Annotated in this window: 15 protein-coding genes; 13 read left to right on the forward strand and 2 right to left on the reverse strand. The window is 48.7% G+C overall.

Annotated features, from left to right (window positions below; all coding sequences use genetic code 11):
- The first annotated feature begins 7 nt into the window (after positions 1-7).
- From A7983_RS22770 to A7983_RS22805, 10 genes are all read left to right on the forward strand, one after another.
- A complete protein-coding gene (locus tag A7983_RS22770; RefSeq protein ID WP_005967105.1) occupies positions 8-2755 on the forward strand; it encodes a VirB4 family type IV secretion/conjugal transfer ATPase in 2748 nt (915 codons plus the stop codon).
- A 23-nt stretch (positions 2756-2778) separates the two neighbouring features.
- Positions 2779-3495: a type IV secretion system protein gene (locus A7983_RS22775; RefSeq protein ID WP_005967106.1), complete on the forward strand. Its 717-nt coding sequence runs from the start codon at positions 2779-2781 to the stop codon at positions 3493-3495.
- A 10-nt stretch (positions 3496-3505) separates the two neighbouring features.
- Positions 3506-3730, forward strand: a complete 225-nt coding sequence (locus tag A7983_RS23775) for an EexN family lipoprotein (protein WP_005967107.1) — start codon at positions 3506-3508, stop codon at positions 3728-3730.
- Between the two features lie 11 nt (positions 3731-3741).
- Positions 3742-4782 (forward strand): type IV secretion system protein, encoded by a 1041-nt coding sequence (locus A7983_RS22780; protein ID WP_005967108.1) that lies wholly within the window; start codon positions 3742-3744, stop codon positions 4780-4782.
- 87 nt (positions 4783-4869) lie between these two features.
- Positions 4870-5010, forward strand: coding sequence for a hypothetical protein (locus A7983_RS24200; RefSeq protein ID WP_039309860.1), 141 nt, complete (start codon positions 4870-4872; stop codon positions 5008-5010).
- Positions 5003-5686 (forward strand): virB8 family protein, encoded by a 684-nt coding sequence (locus tag A7983_RS22785; RefSeq protein WP_005967111.1) that lies wholly within the window; start codon positions 5003-5005, stop codon positions 5684-5686. Before A7983_RS24200 ends, A7983_RS22785 begins: the two co-directional genes overlap by 8 nt.
- Positions 5683-6576 carry a P-type conjugative transfer protein VirB9 gene (gene virB9 / locus A7983_RS22790; protein ID WP_005967113.1) on the forward strand — a complete coding sequence of 298 codons (894 nt, stop codon included), beginning with the start codon at positions 5683-5685 and terminating at the stop codon, positions 6574-6576. Before A7983_RS22785 ends, virB9 begins: the two co-directional genes overlap by 4 nt.
- Positions 6573-7805 carry a VirB10/TraB/TrbI family type IV secretion system protein gene (gene virB10 / locus A7983_RS22795; RefSeq protein ID WP_005967114.1) on the forward strand — a complete coding sequence of 411 codons (1233 nt, stop codon included), beginning with the start codon at positions 6573-6575 and terminating at the stop codon, positions 7803-7805. The genes virB9 and virB10 overlap by 4 nt, the downstream gene beginning before the upstream one ends.
- Positions 7795-8811 (forward strand): P-type DNA transfer ATPase VirB11, encoded by a 1017-nt coding sequence (virB11, locus tag A7983_RS22800; protein WP_005967115.1) that lies wholly within the window; start codon positions 7795-7797, stop codon positions 8809-8811. Before virB10 ends, virB11 begins: the two co-directional genes overlap by 11 nt.
- A 43-nt stretch (positions 8812-8854) precedes the next feature.
- Positions 8855-9157, forward strand: a complete 303-nt coding sequence (locus A7983_RS22805; protein WP_005967116.1) for a TrbM/KikA/MpfK family conjugal transfer protein — start codon at positions 8855-8857, stop codon at positions 9155-9157.
- Between the two features lie 444 nt (positions 9158-9601).
- Here the strand turns inward: A7983_RS22805 and A7983_RS24085 are convergent, their stop codons facing one another.
- The gene (locus A7983_RS24085) at positions 9602-9778 is read right to left on the reverse strand and encodes a hypothetical protein (protein ID WP_156105187.1); all 177 of its coding nucleotides are present in this window, start codon (positions 9776-9778) and stop codon (positions 9602-9604) included.
- A 178-nt stretch (positions 9779-9956) separates the two neighbouring features.
- Between A7983_RS24085 and A7983_RS22815 the strand changes: the two genes are divergently transcribed.
- The 3 genes from A7983_RS22815 to A7983_RS22825 are packed head-to-tail and all read left to right on the forward strand — an operon-like array spanning position 9957 to position 13547.
- Entirely contained in the window at positions 9957-11693 is a 1737-nt protein-coding gene (locus A7983_RS22815; RefSeq protein WP_005967117.1) for a type IV secretory system conjugative DNA transfer family protein, read from the forward strand.
- An 8-nt stretch (positions 11694-11701) separates the two neighbouring features.
- Positions 11702-12505 carry a MobC family replication-relaxation protein gene (gene mobC / locus A7983_RS22820; protein ID WP_005967118.1) on the forward strand — a complete coding sequence of 268 codons (804 nt, stop codon included), beginning with the start codon at positions 11702-11704 and terminating at the stop codon, positions 12503-12505.
- Positions 12498-13547, forward strand: coding sequence for a DNA-methyltransferase (locus A7983_RS22825; protein WP_005967119.1), 1050 nt, complete (start codon positions 12498-12500; stop codon positions 13545-13547). Before mobC ends, A7983_RS22825 begins: the two co-directional genes overlap by 8 nt.
- 264 nt (positions 13548-13811) lie before the next feature.
- On the opposite strand, the gene A7983_RS22830 is transcribed toward A7983_RS22825, so the two are convergent.
- Positions 13812-14579: a HEPN domain-containing protein gene (locus A7983_RS22830; RefSeq protein WP_005967121.1), complete on the reverse strand. Its 768-nt coding sequence runs from the start codon at positions 14577-14579 to the stop codon at positions 13812-13814.
- Between the last annotated feature and the right edge of the window lie 106 nt (positions 14580-14685).

A 14685-nucleotide genomic window follows, 5' to 3' on the forward strand; every position in this document is an offset into this window, starting at 1 on the left:
GGAGCCGATGACCACCCTGAACAAAGCACTGACCCGCCCTGCCGCCATTATGGGCATTCCTCTCGTCCCGTTCGTGATCGTCAGCGGGGCTATTGTCCTGCTGTCGGTTTACACCAGCTATTACCTTACCTTGTTATTAATCCCTGCCTGGCTGGAAATGAAGGCAAAAGCCCGAACGGATATTCATTATTTCGGACTGCTGTGGCTGGCCTTTAAAACCCGTGGGCGATTTGCCACGAATCGATATTTCGGTGCCAATGCAGTGCTGGCAAACCACTATGACGCCGTCGATGTTTCGGAGTTTACCGATAAGATGAAATTAAACGAGCGCATCACGCTGGATAAGTACATTCCTTATTCCTCCCACATTCATCCTCACATAATACGAAATCGTTCCGGTGACTTAGTCGCTACTTGGGAATTGGACGGCACTGTTTTTGAATGTGAGGATGAACATCATCTGACATTGCTGGCAAGCCACCTTAACAACCTGATCCGCTCGTATGAAGGGCTACCGATCACTTTCTATATTCACCGCATACGAGAGCAATATCAGGATGGCTTTGATGCCAGTTCGGGCATCCCCTTTTCGGATGAAGTTACTGAGCGCTATTACCAACCAATAAACGAGCAACCACTCTGGCGGCACCGACTGTTTTTTACTGTCTGCTATGTCCCTTTCTCCATGCTGGAGAAAAAAGTCATGAAGACGCAGCCAGCCGGAAAAAGGAAAGTGGCGCTGGATGACGCCCTGAAAGAGATGCTGGAGCACCATGAAGCCATCAACACCACCCTGTCACGTTACGTGGCAACGTCTTTGGGCCTCTATGAGGAGAAAGGTCGGGTTTACTCTTCGCAACTGGCTTTCTACCATCGCCTGGTGACGGGGAAATGGCAGAACGTGGCAGTGACGCGCACACCGTTTTATCACACACTCAGCACGCCGGATGTGTTCTTCACCACCGATACCGCCGAATGTCAGACGGTCGGCGGTTCCCGCTTCTTCCGTAGTCTGGAAATTAAAGACTATTCACCGGAAACCTATACCGGGCTGCTCGATGCGCTGCTGTATGCCGAAAGCGAGTATGTGCTGACGCAGTCTTTCACCTGTATGGCACGGGATGAAGCGCAAAATCATATCCGACTGGCGGAAAAACGGCTGAACTCAACTGACGATGACGCCATTTCACAGCGTGAAGAATTGATCGTCTTACGTGATCTGCTTCAGTCCGGGCATGTGTCTTGCGGCAAGTATCACTTTTCCCTTCTGGTCTCGTCCGCCAGCGCCGATCAGGTGGTAAAGGAGACCAATGCGCTGGCCCAGCCTTTTAACGACCTCGGCATCATGACATCCCTGTCCACGCTGTCGTTACCTGCCGCCTATCTGGCTCAACTCCCCGGCGTCTACTCGCTGCGACCGCGGCTGGTGGTGGTCAGTAGCCAGAACTACGCAGATATGGGGAGTCTGCATAACTTTCATCCTCACAAGCGTAACGGCAATCCGTGGGGTGAGGCGATTGCCATCCTGAAATCCCCCGGTGGTGGCGGTTATTATCTGAACTTGCATGACAGTCAGGCAGGACGAGATGACTTCAATGAGAAAACGCCGGGGAATACCGCCATCATCGGTAAGACAGGTTCAGGAAAGACCCTGCTGATGACGATGATGAAACAGTTGATGCAGAAGTACCGCAATGCGGCGACATTCTCCGCCTCTGCCACCATCAAACGGCTGACCACCGTTTACTTTGATAAAGACAGAGCGGCGGAGATGTCGATCCGCCAGATGGGCGGTCGCTATTTCCGTATCCGAACCGGCATTCCTACCGGATTTAACCCATTTTCACTCGCACCTACTCGACGGAATATCAGCTTTATCAAGCGGCTGATCCGGATGCTGTGCCGTCGTGACGGTAAGCCACTTGATCCCCGCGATGAAGAGCGTATCAGCACAGCGGTGGATACCATTATGCTGGACTATCCGCCGGAATATCGCCGTTATGGTATTACCCGATTGCTGGAAGTATTGCCCGAACCACCGACCAAGGAGGCCCGAACTAACGGTCTGCGTATACGACTGAAGCAGTGGGCGCAGGATGGTGAACTTGGCTGGGTATTCGATAACGAGGAGGACACGTTCAACATCGGCGATATTGATAACGTTGGTATCGATGGTACGGAATTCCTGGATGATGACGACATTCGCGGGCCGATCACCTTTTACCTGCTGTACCGCGTCACCAGCCTGCTGGATGGTCGCCGACTGGTGATGTTCATGGATGAGTTCTGGAAATGGCTGGCTGATGTCGAGTTTTCTAAATTCTCCCTCAATATGCTCAAGGTGATTCGCAAACTGAACGGCATTTTTATCCCCGCCACCCAGTCACCCGATGAAATCGTCAGGCATCCCATCGCTCCGGCGATCATTGAGCAGTGCAGCACGCAAATCTTTCTCGCTAACCCCAAGGCCAGCCATACGGATTACGTGGAGAAAATGAAAGTCCCGGAAAGCGTTTACGACATGGTTCGCAGCCTCGATCCGAGCGAGCACTATATGGTTATCCTAAAAACACCACTGCGTGCTGGTGAAACTCGCCCGTTTGTCGCCATGGCAAGAATGGATTTATCGGGGCTCGGGAACATCACCAAAATCCTGAGCGGCAGCGAAGACAACCTGAAAATATTTGATGCTATTTATCAGGAAGGCATGTCCCCTCAAGACTGGAAAGAAACGTTCCTTAACCAGGCTATCTGATACTCACCTCGGAGGTTATCACCATGCAAACCAGAAACGTCTTTCTGGCGTTATCGCTATTGGTTTCCACACCCGCACTCAGCGCTGGTATCCCGGTGTTTGATGCCGCCAGTAATACCGAGTCAATTAACCAATGGATACAGAAACTCCAGCAATGGCAGGAAACGGTCACCCATTATAAAAGCGAACTTGATGCCTATAAGCAGCAACTAGCGACCGCAACAGGTATACGCGATATTCAGGGATTTCTCCGCGAGGCGAAAAGCCTGAAAAACGATATTGAACATCTCCGTAAAAATGGTATTTCACTGGATGACCTGCTGACCAACCCAAGCGGTTATTATTCTTCTGACCTTCAGCGCCTATATAACAAATATCAATCGTTCGATATTTGTAATCAGTCCAGTTCATCGCAACGTTATCTGGAAAGTTGCAAACAACTTGTCCTCAATCAGGCAGTATCGATTGAAAATACCAGCGAGGTCCAAAACAAGATTAATAGCACATTAAACGATATATCAGACTTATCCGACCGTATTGCCAACGCCAAAGACTCGAAAGAGTCACAGGACCTGGCTAACGCGGTAGCAGCCAAAAGCGTACAATTGAACGCATTAACCAGCCAATGGGAAATGTCAGTCAAGCAGGCTGAACAGCGTTCCGTGATGTTGACTCAACAGCGACAAAAAGCATTCAATGAACAACAACTCGCCGCTCCGATTCCTGACTTTAATCATTGAGAGGGTAAGAATGAAAACATCACTTTGCATTTTTCCGATTATTTTAAGCTCATTATTTCTATCGGGGTGTGACAACCCGAAATCAACGCAGTGGTACAAAGAACATCCGGATGAAATGAGTAAGCGATATAAAGCGTGTGAATCATCCGGTGATGACTCTCAAGATTGTAAAAATGCACGAGAAGCACGATTTGAACTCCGTCAGGAAAATGCCAAGGTTCCCGATTTGAATTAAAGGGGTCATCTATGTCAGGTGGTATGTTTGTTGGAATGAACAACACAATCACTGACGGTTTACATGCCGTACTGCGGGGACAAACCTCTGTGTACGGCGATATGGTAAGCATTATTGCCGTCAGCTCCTTCACGTTATTTGTCACGTATCGGGGTTATCAAACCCTGGCTGGAAAACTCCAAACGCCTGTAGAAGATGTCATATGGGATGTCGGGCGAATGCTATTAATCATGACATTCGTTTTAAATCTCGATGGCTGGCTGGATTTAGCCATTTCTTCCATTAACGGATTAACTGACGGCGTCAGCGGTGATGACAATGTCTGGGTGTTACTGGATACCGTCTGGGCGAAAGCGCAAACGATAGGACAAAAGCTTTATCAACAGGATGATTCCACCTATGTAAAACTCAACGGCGGTATTGCCCAACTGCTGGTCTGGGGAGGTGCAATCGTCACTCTGCTATTTGGTTCGGCAGTTAACCTGTTAGCCGGAATTGTCATTGTATTAATGACCACCACTGCACCGTTATTTATTTTCTGCCTGCTGTATGGATTCCTTATTCCAATGTTTAACAACTGGCTGAAAATTATCTTCACGGTGATCCTGACGATTATGTTTTCCGCGTTATCCATCAGGATTGTCATTAATTATCTCAATGGCTTATTAGATAAAGCGGTTAACTTTGCAGATAGCGCCAATATCATCACACTGGGTGTTCAGTGCTGCGTTGCTGGTGTTATTTCCGGCGTCATTATCTGGTTTTCAGCCAAAATCGCGAACGCATTAGGTGGCGTTGCCGTTCAAGCAGCACTACAGGGTGCCGCTATGGGCGGCCTACGTGGGCTGGCGAAACCATCTTCTGACGCAGCGAAACCGGTCATGAAAGCCGGTGCGACAGGTGCGCGACTTGCGACAAAAGCGGGCGTCAGCGCCGCTACTGCAACAGGTTCACTTATCGCCGCAGGCACCAGCAAAGCCCTATCCGCATGGCAAAAACGTGCGGCGTCTATCGATAGCATGAAGCGTTTCAACCAACAGCGTAACCGCTAATCCCCTCCTAACGCAGTCTCTCCACCGCGTGCCGTGGCAACCGCCGCCGGTACGGCATTTCTGTCTTCGACAAACACAGGAATCGATATGAAATCCAGCCTCGTCTTTCTGATGCTGTGCGTCCTCACAGGCTGTGCGCAGCATCGGCACGACCTCCCGCCGGTATCTGGCGATCCTCAACCAGTTAATTCTCCCGCAATTATTCAGGAGCTGACAAAGCATGTCTGAAACAGAAAACATCATTGCGTCATCCCGCGCCTTTGAATCTGTCCTGCTGGAAAAGGATGAACGGGAAAAAAAGATGGCGTGGCGAATAGCGGTCATAGGGTTTGCTCTGGCCGCAATGGCGATCACCGCACTGATTATTCTGCTACCGCTGAAAACCACCGAAATCGAATTATGGTCGGTGGATAAACAGACCGGACGTTATGAATATATGACCCGGATTAAAGAGCAGAGTATTTCCACAGAGAAAGCACTGGCTCAGGCGTTAGCGGCGCATTATGTCAGGCTCCGCGAGGGCTATAACTATTTTGCTCTCCAGCGCGATTATGACGATGTACAGTTATTCAATAGCGACAGCGTTAACAGGGATTATCTCGACGGGTTTAACAGCAATCAGGCACCCGATGTCATTTTCAATAAAGCGGAATATGTCGTGTCTATCGACATTATTTCCAACGTTCACGCGACCGCTACAGCGCCTGACCATCTGGCAACCCTACGCATTAAACGGACTATCCGCCGCATTGTCGATAACTCGGTTAAAACAGAGGTCTGGAACATCCGCCTGACTTATCGCTACCTCCCACGAAAACAACTGACAGACAGCCAGCGAGAAGTGAATCCTCTGGGGTTCATCGTGACCAGCTACCAACGCGATAAAGAACTGAGGGGTGAATGATGCTGAAAACAACCGTGATCTTATGGTTCCTTCTGATGTCATCCACAGCCTGGGGCGCGGCGATACCGCGCAGCAGCACGTATGACAGCCGAATGCAGAATGTCACCTATAACAGTCAAAATGCGACCATCGTCAACACCCGCCCCGGCTACCTCACCACACTCCTGTTTGATGACGATGAAGAAGTCATCGACGCGCAGGCAGGGTTTCCGAAGGGCTGGAAAGTCACTAAAAGCGATAACCGGGTCGGTGTCAGCCCAAATCCCATAACCCAACCGGTAACCGATGATAACGGCAACAACGTCAATAAAGTGTTTCTGCCAACGGCGAGCGAGTGGAGAACCAATCTCTTTGTCGTGACATCAAAGCGCGACTACAGTCTGGAACTGAACGTACTGGAGAATGACTCGCCTTCACAGGCCTTTATTATCCGTTTTCGCTATCCGGATGACGAGCGCAGACGATCAGAGGCAGCCAGCGCAGCGCGTCTGAAACTCCTGCGTCAAACACAGGAAAAGCAGCAGATAGCGACAGCATTTGAGCAGGCTACCACGCCACGCAACTGGCTCTATACCAAGCGAGTCGCAGCGGGTTCAGCCTCCATTGCACCAGATTTTACTTACGATAATGGCCGCTTTATCTATCTCGGTTTTTCTCCCGTCAAAACCCTTCCGTCGATCTTCCGGGTCGTTAACGGGCAGGAACAAACCGTAACACCCCGCATAACCAAACACGGAAACTACACCGTGGTCGTCGTGCGGGCAATGTCGCCACAGTTGGTATTGCGCTACGGCAGCGCGGTAGTCGGGATTGAGAATACGTCATTCGGCATCGCCACTACTGGCAGCGGTGACACCGTTTCACCTGTCGTCACACTGGAGGCCAGATGACTGATAAAGCAGACCCAGAGACAACGGAAAAAACCGTGACGGAGCTGGAGGCTGAAGCCCGTGAACGCGCCCGTTCAGCGATGGCGAGTCAGGCACCAGAGCAAAACACACCTCCCGGCCAACCTGAAGTGACCCGCTTCAAAAAAGCCTCCAGCCGCCGGACGCTGCTGGTCAGCCTGCTAAGTCTAGGCGCACTGATTGCACTGGCATTGGGTGGAGATCGCTTCCTTGTCGCATTAAAGCAAAGCGATAATAAGTCGATTGAAACCTCAGCACCGCCATCAGCCAGTACAGGGCAACATGAGCGTAAAAACCTCGGTATGGACAATAATCCGTTCGGCCTGTTCGGTCAGGACAAACAGGAAACCGCAACAGATAATCCCCCAATACAGACTGCATCACCGTCAGAGCCACCTGCTTTAAATAAGGCGGCGGCACTAGTCGATGGGTCAAGCAGTGCCGCTGAATCCACACAACGCGGTAATACTCAGGCTTCACAAACTGCCCCTTCCGACACACAGAGCTATCAGAACAAAGGCACACCAGAAACCACGTCTGGCACAGAGGCTAACGACACCAATCCCGGTATTGCAAAAGTGACCAGCGTTAGGCAACTGGGTCTCGATCCCAATCTTTACCTTCCGGTTGATCGTTATATTCCATGCTCAATGATGCGGCGTTTTGTCTCTGACGTGGGCGGTCGTATTTCCTGCCTTATCGGCGAAGACGTCTACAGCGCTAACCATTACGTGAAGTTGCTCCCTGCCGGAACCGTCGCCAGAGGCATCTACCGCACCGGGGCGCTGCAACATGGCCGGAGCCGGATGTTTGTCATCTGGACGGAATTACGCACACCGGAACCCGGTAGCCTGCAAATTCCGCTGGTTGATACCGAAGCCACCGGCCCGCTGGGTGAGGCTGGGATTAGCGGCTGGATTGATACCCATTTCTGGGAACGGTTCGGCAATGCGTTGATGTTGAGCACCGTACAGGACGTGGCTGCCGCCGCATCAGATTCAGCACCGGGGAAAGACCGCAATACCGACTACACCGAAAACACCCGCTCTGCCGCGTCAGAAATGGCGAAAACGGCGTTAGAAAACAGCATCAATATCCCGCCCACGATGTACCTCAATCAGGGAGATTTGATCGGCATCATGACCGGTACGGATATCGATTTCTCTTCCGTTTATCAGCTACGTCTAAAAAAGAGGTGGTATGAGCGCTGAAAATCTGTCGCTGGATTTTATGAAAAACCAATTGTTCGGCGATTATCTCAAACTGGATGGCCTGACGGAAATCGCTATTAACCGCCCCGGAGAGATCCACACCAAAATAAACGGCCGATGGCAGAAGCATAATTCTCCGGTTACGTTGCGTCAGTGCCATGCGTTTGCCAAAGCGTTGGCCTCATGGAATGAGGACAATATCGATGATACCTCCCCTATCCTTTCCGCCACATTAGGATCAGGTGAACGTGTCCAGACCATTATTCCCCCAGCCTGCGAGCGGAATACCGTATCTATTACGCTGCGAAATCCGTCATTTGAGCAGAAAACGCATCGGTCCTGGATTGATGCCGGGTTTTATAACCGGATAGCGGGTAAGGAGAGAAACGAAAGCAAAGATGATGAACTGACCCGATGCTACAACAATGGCGATATCCCCCACTTTATCGAAAAGGCCGTCGAGTACGGCAAAACCCTCTTTATTGTTGGTGAAACCGGCTCCGGTAAAACCACCTATATGAAGACACTGCTGCACTATATTCCAGCACATCTCAGGCTAACCACGATTGAAGATAATCCCGAAATCCGGTTTTACCACCACGCTAATTATGTCCATCTGTTTTACCCGGCAGATGCCGGAGACGAGGCGATTATCACCCCCAGTCGATTGATTCGGGCCAATTACCGTATGAATCCGGATCGCATTCTGCTGGCAGAAATTCGTGGGCGGGAGGCGTGGGACGCGCTGAAAATTATCGGTTCTGGGCATGAAGGTCTTATCACCTCCCTGCATGCAGGCAGCCCGGAAGAATGTATTGAAGGGATCATTGACCGCTGCTATGAGAACCCTGACTGTAAAAATATCCCGTTCGATGTGCTGTTACGCAAGGTGCTTAAATGCGTAGATATCATCGTCAGCGTGGATATTCACGGCGATATTCGCCGGATGGGGGATATTTATTTCAAACCTGTACACCTTCATCAAATGAAGAAATCATTCAGATAGTTGAACCGTTACCCCCCCCTCATTCCCAATAAAGGTATTTGATATGAAAACGTTCACATTCACCGCCTGCCTTTTCTGCATGAGTTTGCTACTACCCTCTTCCGTAATGGCCGCTGATGCCTGTGAAATTGTTTTATGTCTGTACGGTAAAACAACTGGTAACGGAGGAGAAAATGAATGTCAGTCCGCTGAACGCTCTTTCTTTAATGTTGTAAAAAAGAACAGACACGGATTTCACCTCAGCCGTACTGCCGATGCCCGAAAAGCCTTATTACTCGAATGCAAATCAGCCGACCCCAAAATTATCGACCAGATAATTAATAAATTTGGCCGCGTGCATCATTGAATTCAAAGAAAAACGGTAATAACAATATCGGGATTATTACCGTTCCCCATGTCAAATTTGGATGGAAAACTCGGCACTGGTCGTGACGGTTTTAGGCTTTTAAATTTATGCGAATAGCAGAAATTTAAAAGTGGTGTAAGGCGAGTAAATTCAATTTCAAAGAAATTGCTAATTTGCGTCGCCGAACCCATCTGCAAACAGACGCGCCCACGCGGATTTTGCAGACCGGGGGGGAGCCGAATAAATTTCGCCGCCCCAGCGAGCGAAAAGCTATCGCCCACGATAGCGGTTTATTTGGGGGGCGTCAGCCCCGCACACCGTCGCAGCTAAGTCTCCGGCCAAAAGCCGGTAGCGTGGCGCGACCAACCCCTTTAAAGGTCAGCTTCCCTTTTATTCACGCTGCGAGGAACGAGCAAAGGGAATAAAAAGGCGAAAGCGACCGTCTTAAAGGGGTTGGTCGCGCGTAGCGGGCGACGGTGTGCCGCCTTTGACCTTTGGGGTTTTGGCGCGGCGTCCAGCCACGACATTACCCCATGTGACATGCAGTGAGAGCGTACAGCCCGAGCGTAATGTCACACGCCGTTGCCCGTCATACGTGCGTTTCAGGGGACGGACGACCATGCATCGGCTGTTTTCTGAAAGCGTGGATAACGGGCATTAGCGTCGGAGACGTTCAGTGCTTTTAATCCGTTTATGGGCGTCCTCAATAGGCGTCGCGAATGGGCGTGGGGTTTAACGTCCATCGGTGACGTCCATGTGATGCGCCCGTCACACCGAAATCAGACCGGAGATCACTGCAATGGGAACTCATCTGATGCAAAGGCTGAATGCCTTTTCGGATGCATTTTCTTTTTTTCTGCTGTGGCTGCAATACAACCCGGTAATATTGTCCATATTTGCCGGGCTGACGCTGCCATTCATCTTTCATCTGCCACGTGAAGAAAGAAAAAATGCCCCCTTCTGGTTAAAATCGGTGGCGGGTGTATCCACCTTCTTTTTCATATTCGGCACCCTGTCACCGCTGACCATTCAGGGGCTGAGTTTTTTCTTTAAAGTACTCGACCATAAAATACTGCTCAGATTATCACTCTGGATACTGACTGTCGGGTTTACGCTTGCAGGTCTGGCTTTTCATATTGCAGCCCGAAGGCTGCTGACGGGTGAAATAGACAGTCTGAAACACCGGATGATTAAAAAAAGCAAACTGGAAAGAAATGTCCGAACAGATGTTCGTGAAGTCAGGGACATGTTACCTGACAGCATTGCATATAATCCGCTGGATTATATTGACCTGAATAAAGGTATTTTTATCGGACTGGATAAAGACGACCAGCCGCAATATATCACCGCCGAAGAATTTCAAACTCAGCACGCCGACCTTATCGGCACCACAGGGTCTGGTAAAGGCGTCAGTGCCTGTGTGCTGCTTTATCAGGCAATACTTTCAGGTGAAGGCGTATTTGTCGAAGATCCTAAAAATGATGAGTGGGCACCACATGTACTGCGGGAAGCCTGTCTGAAAGCGGGGAAAGATTTTGTTCTTATTAACCTGAATGACCTCAATTTTCAGCTTGATTTACTGGCTGATATTTCTCATGAACAACTGGAGGAACTGTTTAATGCCGGTTTCAGCCTGGGTAAAAAAGGCGAAGGTGCTGATTTTTACCGTATCGCCGATCGCCGTGCAGCGAGAAACACGGCAGCTATTTATGAAAAGGGCATGACGTTACGCGACTTATTTAACACTGACTTTGTGAAATCCATCAGTGAAGATGTGCCTGCTTTTTATGGCGAGCTTGAGGAAATTGCCTTAGTGAATTCCATTAATGCCCGCAACGGATTTTCATTAAAGACCATTTTTGATGAGGGCGGATGCTGCTATATCATCGGCTCGATGCGTAATCAGAAAATCATTTCAGCGCAACGGATGATTTTAACCCGTTTGATTCAGATAGCCGAAACACGTGACCGGATAAAAGGCAAACCTCGTCCCGTCGCTATTTTCCTTGATGAACTCAAGTATCACCTTTCCCGCCCTGCCCTTGAAGGACTTGGCGCTGCGAGGGACAAAGGTGTGCATATAATAATGGCCCACCAGTCGGTAAAAGATTTGTATGACTGCCCGGCAGATCTGGAGGGTGATGCTGTTGCCGGTTCGGTTATAGAGAACTGCAAGTTTATGCTGGTTTACCGCCTTCGCGATCCGGACACCGCCGACTGGGTGGCAAGGATGACCGGCTCTATTCTGGTTGACGATGAAATGAGGAAAGTGAAAACAGATATATCCCTGACGGAGAAGATGGAAACGGACAGAATGATCCGCCAGGCGGAACGCTATTATATCGACAGCAATATGCTGCTTAATCTGCCGAAGTTTGTCGGTTTTGTTTTTACTCAGAATGATTTGGCGAAGGCAACCAAATTATTCCACATACCAGCTAAAAAGCAATATATCGACATTCTTTCATTTGAGAATAAAAAACCTCTGCACATCGAAAAAGAAAATCAGACTCAAAAACCTTCCATTAACCTGTGAGGCTATCAATGCTTATTCATAACGTTGCTGAAAGAAATGAAGCCGCCAAACAGAGAATGCGGGCATTGCTGTATTTTCTCAAGGAAGAAACGTTCTCTGATTTCCGAACCTTAAAAATAATTGTCGGCTATAAAGGAAAACATAACCATGCGATGTATAACCTGCTTAATAAAGCGGTTGCGATGGGCTTCCTGAATAAACATGAATACCCGGTATTGACCGGGAAAAAATCATTATGGGGGATCACCATGCAGGGACTGGCGATGGTGGTTAGCGCTAATGACAAGGTTTTCCCTGCCTATTTTGAGCCTGGCAAACTCAAAAACTCGACACTTGAACATCGCCTGCTAAACCAGCGGGTCAGGATCGCCCTTGAGGAAAAAGGCGGCACAGGCTGGCTTAACGGCGACCGGGGAGAGTTTATGGCGCGGTACCCGGGTGTCCGGCACCGACCGGATGGCATTATTACCTTAAGCAGCGGTGCCATCGTTGCAGTGGAAACAGAGCGGTCGATGAAAACCCGCGCCCGTTATATCAGCATTATTAACAGTCATCTGGCCGCCAGCGACGCCGGACGCTGGCACTATGCGATGTATGTTATGCCGGATGATAAAACTAAAGAATCGCTGATCAGGCTGTTTGGCAGTATCAGAACGGTGATGAGAAACAGTGTTCCCGTTCCGTTTGATGCGAAGCACCGCGAGATGTTTCTGTTCCGCACCCTTGATGAACTGGAAAATAGTGTCAGTGATAAACAGGGGGCCCCCTCTTCATCAGTTGGTGACGATGCCGGGAGGGAACGCCATGTATGACGTTTTGACTCATGGCGATTGCCTTGACGTACTGCGCAATATGCCGGGCAACTCTGTGGACAGCATTGTGACCGACCCGCCGTATGGTATTAAATTCATGGGGAAAACGTGGGACTATGATGTTCCTTCACAAGCCATCTGGGAAGAATGTTTGCGTGTACTCAAACCCGGTGGTCATCTGCTGTCTTTCGCGGGATCCCGTACTCAACACCGAATGGCAGCGCGTATTGAGGATGCGGGTTTTGAAATACGTGACATGATCGTATTTCTCTACGAGACCTGTAATGCTGCTCAGGTCCTCATTGAAAGTTTGTCGCCTGACCAGCTCAAATTACTGGACAAAGCATTTGGACATGACGGAATGCTATGCTGGGTATATGGCTCGGGTTTTCCTAAATCTCACCACGCGTTAAAGCCCGCACTGGAGCCGATTACCCTTGCCCGTAAGCCATTCAAGGGGTCTATAGAATCGAATTTGTGCGCGCATGGTACCGGCGCTCTGAGCATCAGCGAATGCAGGATCCCTCTGGCAGAAGGAGAATCACCCTATGATTATCCAAATGGACCGGGAGGTTCCGATCCTAACCATATGTGGCGAGGCAGAAATAAAGGTGATGGTGATTCCCCCAAACAAGGAAACCCCGATGGTCGCTGGCCCGCCAATCTTATCCATGATGGCAGTGACGCAGTGCTTGCCTGGTTCCGGGATAACCCTCAGCAGGTAGAAATTAGCAGCGCTAGTCGGTTCTTTTATTGTGCGAAAGCCAGCAGAAAGGACCGTGGTGAGGGTAACAATCATCCATGTGTAAAGCCCACAGAGCTGATGCGTTACCTTTGCCGCCTGATTACTCCCCCGGACGGCACTGTACTTGATCCCTTTATGGGAAGTGGAAGTACCGGCAAAGCTGCGGCGATGGAAGGTTTCTGTTTCGTCGGTATTGAGCGCGAAGCGGATTATGTGAATATTGCTCGCAGGCGTATTGCAGCAGCACGGGGTACCACTGCTCACTCTGGTGATGCAGGAAGACACATCAATAAATGAAGTCTCAGTCCTACAGTGTTTCAAACAGTGGCAAGGATGCCCGGACGTTCTTTACCCATACTTTCGACACTACACCATTAGCAACGAATTGAAGCCGGGTTAAATACCTCAAAAAGTGGATTAGCTCAGATTGAGCTTTCACTTTATGGCTCAGAGCGATAATCTAATCTGGCAGACAACGTTGTGCCAAGAACTGACATTGATGGAGCTATTACCGACTCTTGCAGAGCAGTAATGATTTAATAAATCAGCATTATTGATACCTCAAACAAATTCTATTAGAAAAAAATTCCTTACTACTTGCTTGTCTATTTTTAATGCTAAAGTTCTCATAAAATAATTCATTTCGATAGCTTCTTTGAATTCAACTTCACTAATTTTCCCATGTGCAATTTTATTCCTCAAATCCCTATATTTTGAATACACTTCCAATTCCATACTGGAAATTTCCACACCAAAGGCATACTCGGCCACATGTGGTATTTCAGATGCTTTCAAATCAGAATAATTTTTAAATAACTCAATTAATCCAAAGGTGGAAAGCATTTCCGAAGGAAATCTGAAGTCAGTATGCTCAAGCGCTGATATATGTTTTGTATACTTTAAAAGATGAGTTTGCTTTTTGTACTCTCTTAACTTATTGGAGTTTAGTATTAACTGCTGGTCTGAATGGATGTTCATGTGTTTTTTTTGTTTTTTTAACGCTGCGTCTCTAAACGCCTCCTTACCACCATGGAAATTCTCAATCTCAGAGATCAAATCTTTAAAATAGGATTCGAAATAACTAAATGTGTTTATGAATAATAGCTTACCTAGGTTTTTTTTATACTTACTACTAAACCCCTTTAACTGCTCAATATTTGGTTCACCTTTGAAGTAATCAGCATCTGGTAGTTTATCTACTGAACCATGCTCTAATGCTTTAATGTACCCCTTCAAAGCTGGGACAGCTTGACAGCATAGTACGGCAAAATCTAATGTTGATTGCGTTTGACCTTTTAAAACCTCAAATGCCTTGCTATTGCTAATCATAAGTGATAATTTTCACTCCGTGCTGGTGTAAGGTAACATACTCCGAGAACCTGCTTAATAATCATATTTTGATTATTGCGAAGGTAGAGATTCTGGTTCAAGTCCA

It is taken from the genome of Pectobacterium wasabiae CFBP 3304 (genome assembly GCF_001742185.1).
GTDB classification, from domain to species: Bacteria; Pseudomonadota; Gammaproteobacteria; order Enterobacterales; family Enterobacteriaceae; genus Pectobacterium; species Pectobacterium wasabiae.

What these genes read in the sequence shown, in the direction of transcription:
- A7983_RS22770 (WP_005967105.1), top strand. Translation starts at nt 8, where the DNA reads ATGACCACCCTGAACAAAGCACTGACCCGCCCTGCCGCCATTATGGGC.
- A7983_RS22775 (WP_005967106.1), top strand. Translation starts at nt 2,779, where the DNA reads ATGCAAACCAGAAACGTCTTTCTGGCGTTATCGCTATTGGTTTCCACA.
- A7983_RS23775 (WP_005967107.1), top strand. Translation starts at nt 3,506, where the DNA reads ATGAAAACATCACTTTGCATTTTTCCGATTATTTTAAGCTCATTATTT.
- A7983_RS22780 (WP_005967108.1), top strand. Translation starts at nt 3,742, where the DNA reads ATGTCAGGTGGTATGTTTGTTGGAATGAACAACACAATCACTGACGGT.
- A7983_RS24200 (WP_039309860.1), top strand. Translation starts at nt 4,870, where the DNA reads ATGAAATCCAGCCTCGTCTTTCTGATGCTGTGCGTCCTCACAGGCTGT.
- A7983_RS22785 (WP_005967111.1), top strand. Translation starts at nt 5,003, where the DNA reads ATGTCTGAAACAGAAAACATCATTGCGTCATCCCGCGCCTTTGAATCT.
- virB9 (WP_005967113.1), top strand. Translation starts at nt 5,683, where the DNA reads ATGATGCTGAAAACAACCGTGATCTTATGGTTCCTTCTGATGTCATCC.
- virB10 (WP_005967114.1), top strand. Translation starts at nt 6,573, where the DNA reads ATGACTGATAAAGCAGACCCAGAGACAACGGAAAAAACCGTGACGGAG.
- virB11 (WP_005967115.1), top strand. Translation starts at nt 7,795, where the DNA reads ATGAGCGCTGAAAATCTGTCGCTGGATTTTATGAAAAACCAATTGTTC.
- A7983_RS22805 (WP_005967116.1), top strand. Translation starts at nt 8,855, where the DNA reads ATGAAAACGTTCACATTCACCGCCTGCCTTTTCTGCATGAGTTTGCTA.
- A7983_RS24085 (WP_156105187.1), bottom strand. Translation starts at nt 9,778, where the DNA reads ATGGTCGTCCGTCCCCTGAAACGCACGTATGACGGGCAACGGCGTGTG.
- A7983_RS22815 (WP_005967117.1), top strand. Translation starts at nt 9,957, where the DNA reads ATGGGAACTCATCTGATGCAAAGGCTGAATGCCTTTTCGGATGCATTT.
- mobC (WP_005967118.1), top strand. Translation starts at nt 11,702, where the DNA reads ATGCTTATTCATAACGTTGCTGAAAGAAATGAAGCCGCCAAACAGAGA.
- A7983_RS22825 (WP_005967119.1), top strand. Translation starts at nt 12,498, where the DNA reads ATGTATGACGTTTTGACTCATGGCGATTGCCTTGACGTACTGCGCAAT.
- A7983_RS22830 (WP_005967121.1), bottom strand. Translation starts at nt 14,579, where the DNA reads ATGATTAGCAATAGCAAGGCATTTGAGGTTTTAAAAGGTCAAACGCAA.